Here is a 10201-nt window from a genome sequence, read left to right on the forward strand (position 1 = left end):
TAGCGGGACATCGAACCACCTCGTTTTCTTTCTATTATATCATATAACCATTGATAATACAGGATTTCAGGGTGGTAATACTAATGTTTTATTGATTTGTTTTTACGCAACCTGCCGTCCCCTTTGGGTCACTTTGGGTCACGCCGCGATCATCTCCCGCTTTTGCTTGTGTTTCCCAGGAAAATCCGCTACACTTGAGAAAAGAGGCCGTTGCCTAAACCCCTGTCAACGGCAACAGCAAAGGAGGATCTTCCAATGACGAATACCCAACCTATGATAAATCATCGGCGAAAAAAAGTCCTGCTGGACGTGGACACCGGCGTGGATGATGCCATTGGCATTATTGTCGCCGCCACGGCGCCGGAAATCGAACTTCTAGGGATCACCACGGTGTCGGGAAATATTGACCTGGCCTCGGCCACCGTAAACACCCTTCGGGTGTTAAAACTGCTCGGAAAGGATGGGGTGTATCCCGTGCATATGGGGGCGTCGGCACCCCTGTACCGTAAGGTCCGCTATGCTACCGAGGTTCACGGCAGCACGGGGCTGGCGGGACAGCTGCAGGAGATCCCCGTGGATCTTCCGAAAAACACCGCCGCCGAAGACTTCATGATCGAGACCATCGATCAACACCCGGGGGAGATTACTCTGGTGATGACCGCTCCCCAAACCAATTTCGCCAAGGCCTTAGCCAAACGACCGGATATTGGACGGAAGCTAAAGGAAATCATTTTCATGGGAGGGGTGGCCGACGGCCGGGGGAACGAATCTCCCAGGGCGGAGTTCAACATCGCCATTGATCCCGAAGCGGCGGACCGGGTCCTGAACTGCGGCGCCAAAATCACCATGGTGGGCTTGGACGTTACCCAAAAGGCCCTGCTTACCCGAAAAGACCTTCAGGCGCTGGACGGAGAGAATCCCATCGTGGATTTTGTAAAAAAAGTGACCGCCGATTACATGGAGCGCCATCATAGCCTCCAGGGGATTTATGGTTGTCTGATGCACGACCCCTTAGCCGTATCCCTAGCCATTGATTCCGGTTTTGTCACCACTACCCCCCATTTCGTTGCCGTGGAAACCGACAGTACCTACTGCGACGGCGAAACCGTATGTGATTTTACGGATTACTGGAAAAAAGAGGCCAATGTCCATGTGGCTATGGAACTGGATCGAGAGGCTTTTATCGACTTTCTCCTGAATCGAATTGAAAAGGCAGGTGCGTTCCATGACTGAACAACGCAGTCCAAAAGAAAGATGCGGCAATCATGAGTATCCCTATAAAAACGACTCCGATCACGGCACCTGCCGTACACAAAAGGACACCTCTTCCAAGGCCCCGGACAAGGTAGTGGTTGTGGGAAGCTTGAATATGGATTATGTCCTTACCACCGAGCGACTGCCCCGGAAGGGGGAGACCCTTCCGGCCCATGATTTTTCAACGGTCCACGGCGGCAAAGGGATGAACCAGGCCGTGGCCATCGCCCGTTTGGGAGGGGATGCAGTTCGGCCGGTGATGGTGGGCTGTCTCGGAAAGGATCGGGACGGGGACCAACTTGTACAGGCCCTGTCGAAGGCCTCCATAGCCGGGGATTTTATTCAGCGACGGGAGGATTTTACCACCGGCATTGCTTTTATTACCGTCTCCGATACCGGGGATAACACCATTGTGGTCCACCCGGGGTCCAATCACGGACTAAGTCCCCAGTGGGTACAGGATGCCATGAACAAACACCGGGACGCCGCCATGGTGGTGCTGCAGATGGAAATCCCGTTGGAAATTATTCAACAGACCATTGATACCGCCTATGATTACGGTATACCCGTGGTCCTGAACCCCTCGCCGTTCAAATCCTTACCGAAGGAAACCCTGGAAAAGGTCCACACCTTAGTGGTAAACCAGGTGGAGGCGGAGCAGATCGCGAAATCCATCGGCGCCCTGCCAAAGTTCTTAGCCACCGATGACCATTTGAGGCATCCTCAGGTTTCCACAGAGGCGCATCAACACACCACCAAAGTCCCAACAAAAGTACAGCAGGATACCCCGAGGCCTTCCAAGGAACCGAAACGGGGCTCCCATACACCACCGAATCCTGAAGAGCCCACAGCAAAGAAGCACGACTCTAAGGATGACCCGGACCCGAGGGCCCTGGTCGCCGCCCTTTCCAAAACCAAGATCCCCCATATCATCCTGACCCACGGAGACCAAGGGGTGTATTACAACCGGCAGGATCCCTTTTCCGACCGATACCATCACACTATAGGCGATGCTTCTACCGGCCCTTTCGATGATCACTGGAAAGGCCACAGCGAAAATACCAAAGCGGATGAAAAAAGCCCCACCGCCGTTTATCATCAGCCGGCGAAAAAAGTCTCCGTGGTGGATCCCACCGCTGCGGGTGACAGCTTTCTCGGGGCTTACGTGGCCGGGCGCAGCCTAGGGTACTCCCCGGAAAAGTCCATCGCCTATGGAATTCACGCCGGCGCCTTCGCCGTAACCAAGTCCGGGGCCCAGCCCTCCATCCCTACCAAAAAGGATCTTTTATCGGCGGGCTGGAAAGACTGCCCCGAAGAATAATATCGCTGGGAGACCCAAAGGGGACGGAGGCGTTTGAGTCACCATGACTCAAACACCTCCGTCCCCTTTGGGTCTGTCATCCCTTTGTCATCCCTTTGCGTAAAAAAAGACCGAAGAGAAATCCCTTCGGTCTTGGTCGGTCTACCAACGGTAGACAGAGTTCTATCAGCCTCCGCCTCCGCCGCCGTCATCGGCCGGCTCTTCGTCTTCATCAACTTCCTGTTCATCCAGGGTTACCCCTGCTTCTTCCACGGCTTTTTCCACTAGTTCCATAGCCGTCTCCGATGTCCAGGTGGCACCTGTTTGAATGTCCACATCGGTGCTTTGCTGGCTAATGATTCTCTCCGGCACTACTCGTAGGGCGCCGTCGCCGAATCCTGTGGTTTCATTGTGCTCAATCACACGGATTTCCACAATTTCATTTCCATCAAAGATCACGTCTAAATAAATTTCATATCGGTCCTGGAAACCGGTACCGGATACCATAATTCCCTCGGGCTCGTAGGTTTCCAGATCATAGTCCGCAGCCGGATCTTCCGGTGCTTCACTTTCCGCCGCTTCCTGGCCGGTGGCTTCCGCCACGGCTTTGATTACCGCTTCCGAAGACACGGTGGCTCCCGACTCAACGTCTACATCGGTGCTTTGGGCGTCAAGAATTTTTTCGATCATCGCATCGATGGCGTCGTCTCCAAGTCCTTCCGTCTCGTTCTCTTCCAGTACTCGGATCTCTGCGATTTCATCGCCGTCCATGATAATGTCCAACACCACGTCACCGCCGTATCCCGGAGCAATGGCTAAGGTTCCTTCCGCATCATAATCTGCTGCGGCATCGCCTTCCTCTTCACTGTCGTCGCTACCTTCTCCCAGGGTTACCCCTGCTTCATCCAAGGCATTGTTTACCGCTTCAATTAATGCATTGGAGGATACCGTAGCTCCCGACTGCACATCCACATCCGTGGACTGAGCCTCAAGGATTCGCTCGATCATCTCATCGATGGCCTCGTCTCCTAGATTCTCGGTTTCGTTTTGTTCAAGCACATTGATTGCTTCGATGCTGTTTCCGTCAATAATAACTTCCACTTCCACATCGCCGTTGTAGCCTTCCGCCACGCCGACATAGGCATCACCGGAACCCATTCCCGCCGCCGCTAAGGCTTCATTTACGCCTTCGATTACCGCATTGGAGGACACGGTGGCTCCTGATTCCACATCCACGTCGGTGGACTGCTCCTCAAGGATTTTCGCAATCATCTCATCGATGGCAACGTCTCCTAACTCTTCGGTTTCGCTTTGCTCTAACACTTCGATCTCAACAATTTCTTCGTCATCAATGTAAACCCTTAGACTGACCGGGCCGTTATACCCTTCGGCACTTACTTCATAGTTTGATGCATCTGCTGCTGCATCTTCACTCAGCGCATCGTAACCAAAAAGCACCCCCACAGCCAGGACCGCCATGACGACCATGGCCATTACCTGTTTTCTTTGCATATTATTCATTCCCTTCTCAACGAATTAACTTCTTGAATATAAACCTATTTTAGCATAGGTACGTTAAATATTAAACATTTATGAGTCATTATTCGTTAGGAATGGCTATGAATCTTCTTTATGCATCATAAGTGGGATTGATGTAGCTGAATGCGTTCATTTAACAGGTTTTCAGCCCCTGCCAAAACCGGAATTATTCCTGATAATGAAGCCTTCTATTCTAGCAAGGATTCCCCTTCGTTATTTAATTCTCTTTCCCGCCGTTTCAAAAATTCGATCATGTTGGTGATATGATCCTCCAAGTTGATGTTTAACTCCTCCGCCCCTTTTTTGAGGATTTCCCGGTCCACGCCCTTGGCAAAAGCCTTGTCTTTGAGCTTTTTCTTGACGGATTTCAACTTTAAGTCCTCAAAGCTCTTCGAGGGCCGTACCAGAGCACAGGCCACGATAAAGCTGGCCAGCTCATCACTGGCATAAAGGACCTTCGACAGTAGGGATTCCCGGGAAACTCCGGTATGATCCCCATGGCCCAGAATCGCCTCTATGATTTCTTCTTCCACCTGCTCTTCCCGCAGGATCTTCGCGGCAATCAAGGGATGCTCCTCAGGATATTTTTCATAATCCAGATCATGCAATATTGCCGCCGCCGACCATTTGTCCACATCCTGATCATATTTTTCAGCGTAGCCCCTTACGCCGGCTTCAACGGCCAGGGTATGTTTTTTCAGGGCCTCCTGGCTTACATAGTTCTCAAACATGGCCATGGCTTCTTTTCGTGTCATAGTATCATCCTTTCGCCCCCCGGGACCGTACGCTACCGGACAGGGGATTTGATTTTTCACTTCCTTCCATTATAACGGATCTTCTTGGAATTGCAAATATTCACTCTTCTTTTTTCCGCTTGATGACCGTTCCCCCGATTACCGCCGAAGACACAGAAAAAAAAGGAAACCCAATAATGGGTTTCCCTGTGCTTACTGTTTATTGCTTTGTTTTTCTCGATTTGGGGCCGGCTTATTCATTCTTAAGCGACATCCCTTTGAAGTGGATAGAATCTAGTTAGACACCACCGGCATATCTTCGCCGTTCCATCCGGCCATCCCTCGGTATAGAGAGTAGGCTTCAATTCCGTTTACTCGAAGGTTAAAGATCGCTTGTCCTGCGGTTTGTCCCGAGAAACAGGTTACATATACGGGCTTGTCCGTTGGAATCTCGTCGAAGTTTGCAGCCATGTCCGCCCAAGGCATAAACTCGGCACCTTCAATATGTCCTTCATCAAAGGCGTCCTGGTTTCGAATATCAAGAATCATAATATCATCACCCATAGCCTCTTCCAATTCTTCCGGCTGTACAATATAGTTGGTTCCTTGGTTAAAGTGCTTGTGGAATTCCACTTGCAGTACTTCCTCTTCTGCAGTCCAGTCCGCAGTAGCTTCCGGTAATTCATTGGCTTCGGTCTCTAAAGTGTCTTCCGATAACTCCAAGGGAGCCCATCCGAAGTTCATTCCTCCTCCTAGGGACAGAGCGTCAAATCCCATAGCTTGGTACGCGGCTACCGCTTGACCGGAAGTTTGTCCGGTGTAACAATAAATTAAAATTTCTTTATCTTGAGGAACACTGTCCATGGCTTGTGCCAGTTGATCATAGGAAACGTGAACCGCTCCCGGCAGATGTCCTTCTTCGTAGTCTTCTCCTCTTCTCATGTCGATTACAAAGTAATCATCAGGATTTTCCTCTAATTGTTCCAGTCCTTCTTCAAAACCTAGGATATTATTTCCGTCGGCAACGCCTTCCATGACCGGCTTCGTTGCATTCCATACCACCTCTGCAGCGTCAAGGGACTCTTCCTCTGCAGCTTCTTCTTCATCTTCCTCGGTGGCTTCCTCTTCGTCGTCTCCCTCTTCAACCGCTTCTCCATTTTCCGCCTGTACTTCTTCCCCTTCGTCAATGCCGTTATCGTCTCCACATCCTACCATAAGGGCCAAAGACAGCAACAATACCATCAGTAGCATTACTAATTTGTTTGCTTTGAAATTCATGTACAATTCCTCCTTAATTTTAATGTTTTATATTGTGATTAATCAAACGACCTTTGTGAAAAAAATATTTAAAGGTTGTATTTATTGTACTCTGGAAAAGGGCTGAAAGCAATGATTTTATTGGCTTTCAGCTACAGAGGTTGTTATTGTACATAAGCAATTCTTATGGCAAATAACCCAAAGATGACACAAAGGGGACGGAGGTGTTTGGGTCATCCCATGACTCAAACACCTCCGTCCCCTTTGGGTCATCCATCCTTCACTGCAAAATCACAATTTCAATCCGTCGGTTCTTTGCTCTGCCTTCGGCGTCGTCGTTGGAGGCGATGGGCCGGGTTTCCCCGTAGCCGCTGACCGAGATGCGGTGCTCGGAAAAGCCCTTCTCATCGATCAGAAATCTGGCCACCCCCATGGCCCGGTCTAAGGACAGCTCCCAGTTGGAGGGATACCGCTCGGGGTTGGTGGGCACATCATCGGTGTGCCCTTCGATGATCATATGGTTATCCAACTCCATTTCCTTTAGGGTGACGGCGGTCTCCTTAAGAAGCTCGAGCCCCTCCCGGTTTACCGCGGCCTCGCCGCTGTCAAAGAGCACCTGGTCACTGAATCGGATCGCAAGGCCCCGTTCGTTTTCGATGATCTCCACTAAATCCATCATTTCCTTTTCCTGAAGGTACTGCACAAAACTCAGCGACGACATTTCCCCGGCCTTGGCCTCCTGCAGTTCCGACTGCAGATTTTCCAGAGATGCCAATAAGTCCTGCTTCTCCTCTTCCAGGCGAAGGTTCTCGTCACTTAAATGGTCCACCGTGGCCGACTTCTCCTCCACTTCCGTGGCCATCTCTTCCACCTCTTCGGTTAAATCCTCGTTCAGATGACTAAGGACCGTCAGCTCCTCGGCGTTGACCATGAAAAAGATGATGAAAAAACAGAGAATAATCGTTACCATATCACTGTAGGTAATGAGCCAGGTACTGCCGTAATCCTGCTCTTCCTGGGACTCCCGGTCCCGATCAAATTTGATCATAGACCAGTCCCTCCTTTATATTGTCTCGAGCTGCCCGTTGCTGTCGGGGATAAATCAATCGATCCTCTTCCTTTAGCATCACATTCATGGTATCAAACACATTTCTCGCCGTATCCTCCTTGGCGATCAGTAAAATCCCTTCCTTGATCATGTTATACCGTAGCAGCTGTCGATCGGAATACTCCCGGAGCCGGGCAATGAGAGGCACGGCAATAAAATTGGCAATCAGACTGCCGTAAAGGGTACTGATCAGCGCCGAACCCATATGGGTCATAATCATCGTAGGCTCTCCGAGATTGCCTAACAGGCCGATCAGCCCCACCAGGGTTCCGATCAGTCCCAGCGCCGGTGAAACCTGGGCCACCATTTTCATCACGTTTTTCGACTTTCCCAGATGCAGTTTCCGGGCCTCAATATCCTGATCCAGCAGGGTCTCCATGGCCTCCGGGCGCTTATAATCACATAACAGGGTAATAGCGTCCCGCATAAATTCATCCTTCTCCTGGTCAATCTCCTTTTCCACGGAAAGAGCCCCGTTTTTTTTCACATCAATAGCCAGCTGATAAATCCGGTAGATGGTTTTTTCATAGTCCACGGTGTCCTGAAAACTGCTTTTGATGCGACTTATCGTCTCCAATAAAATCCCCAGAGGGAAACTGACGATCATGGTAATCAGAATCCCCGCCACAATAATCTGCAGGGCCTGACGGTTAAAAAGCACCTGATAACTGATGGTTCCCAACATGGCTTGAAAAACGATCAACATAAGGCCTAGTAATACCAGGGATTTGATCCGTTTTTCCTTTTTCCTTTGCTCCTCCTGTCCGTAGAAAAAATTATCGTTCATGGTTTTGATTTTATCCAGATTCAACGGATGTTCACTCCTTTTTATGTACACGCTTCCTATACCGATCCTATGACTTTACTATTTCACTAAACACTCGGGATAATTTTACCACTGATTGCATAGGATGGCAATGAGTTATGTGAACCAGAAATGATTCAATCAAATAAGGAAGAGTGTTACTGTTTAAGCAGTTCCTTGTCTTTTGTGGAATCGGTAGCACTTTCATAAGTAGGATCCAATCCCTTCACAGCCAGTGACCAGACCAAAAAGAAAAACGGAGTGGTGTAATACATGGTGTTCCCAAACATCGATGAGCACCAATAGGTTATCAGTGCTGCGGTAATAGCACTGTCAAAGGGAGTGTTCTTCTTTCCTTTTTGAATAAAGGCATAAAGAAAGATCAGTACCGCTCCTACATAAAACAGAGCTCCGGGAATCCCGATGCTGGCAGCAAACTGAATAACTTCGTTATGGGGTCGATCGGAATAATACCAATCCCTATCTTCGTATTCTTCTTTGTATCGCTCCCCAAGATTATCGGGACCATAGCCGAAAAGAGGTTCTTCCCCGGCAAATTTCACTCCGCTTACCCATAGTCCCCAACGATTGGTACCCGCCTTTTGCACCTCCTCCTCACCCTCCAAGATACTATTTACATCACTGGAAAGAAAAGAAAAACGCTCCTGTAAGTAACCGTTCTGGATATTCATTCCCAGGGATAAAAAAATAAACAGTGCCAAAACCACTCCCATGGGCTTGATCAAGTTTCTATGTAATACAATGGTAACTGCGGCTAGAAAGCCCAGACCCATCATCGTTGCCAAGTACGGGCCAAAGGATCCGTTCTCAATAAGGGCTGCCACAAGCAAGGAAAAACTAAGGTACCGAAACATCCGCTTTTTCCTACCGGGCTTTTCCATATACATCAGTACCAGGGTCACCATTATGGCCAAGCATTGGTAATAGCCGAAGTGATTACGATTATAAAACACTGCGCTTCGAGAACTGAGGCTCAGCAAACCGTTTACCATCGGATAATTTACCAAAAGGAGCACCGATAGGGCCAGGGCCCCTCCGTTAAAAACCTCCAGGATAACCTTTCGGTACCGGGTGGTTCTTACCATAAGTCCTGCTAAAAATATCCCCCCATAGGCAAAGTATGTAACAAGTCCATCCCTTCGGTGAAAGGTACCGTTAAAGGATAATCTAGGATTTGTGGAATGATAGGTCGCCAATATACTCCAAAGGAGCATTCCCAGTAATAAGGTACCCAGCGCCCGGTGCTTGCTACCGAAAAATAGAGCATATAAGCTTCTCCCCTGCCTCAGGCTTTTGATTCCCCCCAGGATCCCGATAAAGATCCCTAAAAATCCGATCTGCTGTAACAAAGTATGCCAACCTATGCTTAAATCCAAATAGTTCATCCCCACAAATGAAGGATCATGATGCTCGAGGAAAAGACTTCGGAACATATAGTGAAAAGGGGAGGCCGCCCAAAGAATTAACAACCCCATCCCAACTTTTTCTATCACACCGTCGGGAATATAATCAATCAACTCTGAGATCCGCTTCATTTCTTTAATGTCCCTTCGGAAGATCTGCAGTCTTTTGAAGATGTTTTTTCCCATTCCCTTGACCTTTTCCATAGTCTCCCCCCTTTATACAAGAGTTCTTTTGCCAAAAGAAGTATGGCGTAGAACCCTCCTTACATAATTCTACAAAAATGTGGAAATCCCTCCTAAAAATTTAAAATAACCGCTATTCTTTTTACCTTATCCAATAACAGAAAACAATCCCACATATATAGCAAAGAGGACGGATCGAATGCATTTTTTGAATTTTATATTTTCTTCTTTGCTTTCCAAGAAAAATTTGATATACTATACCAAACATGTGTTCATAAAATAAAAATTCCAAGGAGGTTATCGGTGTTTGTCAACATAGTTGTCGCATAAAGTTTTTATCTATGTATAATATTTAAATATTTTGCGAATGTTCAATCAACTCTTCTTCATTCATTGGATTCAGTGTTACATAGTCGGGCAATGTCCAATCTCTTGTGTTCTTGGACCAGCGCTCCGGGTGTCTTTGCTTGGCTTGCTCATACACCTTTTTTCGTTTTTCCATGATTACTTGATCCAGTCGATAATGTCTTTGATAAGGACTAATAAATTTGATGCCGCTATGATAATGCTCATTATTGTACCACTGAACAAAGTACT

At 48.4% G+C, this 10201-nt stretch carries 8 protein-coding genes and 1 pseudogene; 2 read left to right on the plus strand and 7 right to left on the minus strand.

Features of this window, described 5'->3' with window-relative positions; all coding sequences use genetic code 11:
* Nucleotides 1-255 precede the first annotated feature (255 nt).
* A complete protein-coding gene (locus tag ISALK_RS14280; protein WP_160723481.1) occupies nt 256-1233 on the plus strand; it encodes a nucleoside hydrolase in 978 nt (325 codons plus the stop codon).
* Nucleotides 1226-2575, plus strand: a complete 1350-nt coding sequence (locus ISALK_RS14285) for a ribokinase (protein WP_160723483.1) — start codon at nt 1226-1228, stop codon at nt 2573-2575. The genes ISALK_RS14280 and ISALK_RS14285 overlap by 8 nt, the downstream gene beginning before the upstream one ends.
* 165 nt (nt 2576-2740) lie before the next feature.
* On the opposite strand, the gene ISALK_RS14290 is transcribed toward ISALK_RS14285, so the two are convergent.
* The 7 genes and pseudogenes from ISALK_RS14290 to ISALK_RS14320 form a co-directional block, all read right to left on the minus strand.
* On the minus strand, nt 2741-4075 hold the full coding sequence (locus ISALK_RS14290) for an FMN-binding protein (RefSeq protein WP_236660390.1): 1335 nt from the start codon (nt 4073-4075) through the stop codon (nt 2741-2743).
* A 206-nt stretch (nt 4076-4281) separates the two neighbouring features.
* Nucleotides 4282-4848 (minus strand): HD domain-containing protein, encoded by a 567-nt coding sequence (locus tag ISALK_RS14295; protein WP_160723487.1) that lies wholly within the window; start codon nt 4846-4848, stop codon nt 4282-4284.
* Between the two features lie 273 nt (nt 4849-5121).
* Entirely contained in the window at nt 5122-6105 is a 984-nt protein-coding gene (locus ISALK_RS14300) for a rhodanese-like domain-containing protein (RefSeq protein ID WP_160723489.1), read from the minus strand.
* A gap of 259 nt (nt 6106-6364) precedes the next feature.
* Nucleotides 6365-7132: an OmpA/MotB family protein gene (locus tag ISALK_RS14305; protein WP_160723491.1), complete on the minus strand. Its 768-nt coding sequence runs from the start codon at nt 7130-7132 to the stop codon at nt 6365-6367.
* Entirely contained in the window at nt 7119-8003 is an 885-nt protein-coding gene (locus ISALK_RS14310; RefSeq protein ID WP_160723493.1) for a motility protein A, read from the minus strand. The genes ISALK_RS14305 and ISALK_RS14310 overlap by 14 nt, the downstream gene beginning before the upstream one ends.
* A gap of 152 nt (nt 8004-8155) precedes the next feature.
* Nucleotides 8156-9625: an O-antigen ligase family protein gene (locus tag ISALK_RS14315; protein WP_160723495.1), complete on the minus strand. Its 1470-nt coding sequence runs from the start codon at nt 9623-9625 to the stop codon at nt 8156-8158.
* A gap of 331 nt (nt 9626-9956) precedes the next feature.
* Nucleotides 9957-10201, minus strand: a pseudogene (locus ISALK_RS14320) (IS3-like element ISAzo10 family transposase); the annotation flags it as partial.

The sequence above is a fragment of the Isachenkonia alkalipeptolytica genome (genome assembly GCF_009910325.1).
In the GTDB taxonomy this organism is placed as follows: domain Bacteria; phylum Bacillota; class Clostridia; order Peptostreptococcales; family T1SED10-28; genus Isachenkonia; species Isachenkonia alkalipeptolytica.